The 963-nt window shown below is 45.2% G+C and carries 1 protein-coding gene; it reads right to left on the reverse strand.

All coding sequences use genetic code 11. The annotated features are described in order from the left end of the window. Positions 1–216: 216 nt before the first annotated feature. A partial coding sequence (locus A3762_RS22855; protein ID WP_197469515.1) for an acyl-CoA dehydrogenase family protein occupies positions 217–963 on the reverse strand: 747 nt, incomplete at its 5' end.

Consider the following 963-nt stretch of genomic DNA (forward strand, 5'->3'; position numbering starts at 1 on the left):
CCCTTTAGTGAAGGTCAGTGTGGTCGATGGCGCTGGTCATCACCTGGTTGGTGAATCTGCTGAATATCGTCAGAAGGTCTTCAGTATTATTGAGTCTTCAATCTGACGCTTAGTGAGAGAAGTAAAGAAAGGGGAGTAAAGTGAAATAGCTTTATGCTCCCGCACTGATTGATTTAGTAACGTGTTGTCTAGTTGAAGGTTAATGGCTGGGGGCGACTATAGGCCTAGCTGTTTGGCAATCACCTCATTCATTATTTCGTAGGTTCCCCCACCAATCGAGAGAATTCGGTTATCTCGCGCTAAACGCTCTACTTTCGATTCACGCATAAAGCCCATTCCGCCAAATATTTGCACTGCATCGTAAGTGATTTTATCGCTGGTCTGCGTTGCTAGATTTTTTGCCATTGATATTTCTTTGATGACCGGCTGGCCTTCACTCATTGCTTGTGCGAGTGAATAGGTAAATGTTTTGCTCGCTTCTAGGGCTGTCGCCATTTCTGCAAGCTTGTGCTTGATGATTTGAAATTTACCGATTGGACGGCCAAAAGCTTCTCGCTGCTTAACATAAGCGAGCGCCTCTTCGAGCGCAAGTTCTGATGTCATGTTGGCCATAACGCACAGACTTAATCGCTCCATTTCAAAGTTCGACATGATGGCGAAAAATCCTGCATTCTCGGCACCAATAAGATTTGAAGCGGGCACCTTGCAGTTATCAAAGAACAGTTCTGCTGTATCGCTTGCCCACCATCCTGTTTTTTTAAGGTTTTTACCTCTCGTAAAACCTTCGGTATCACGCTCTATAAGTAATAAACTGATTCCGCCGTAGCCATCGCCACCGGTACGAACCGCCACTGTATAGTAGTCGGCGCGATGCCCGCTTGTAATAAAGGTTTTACTGCCATTGACGATGTAATAATCGCCATCTTTTTTAGCTGTGGTTTTGATGTTTGCTACGTCTGATCC

Source organism: Oleiphilus sp. HI0125, assembly GCF_001635355.1.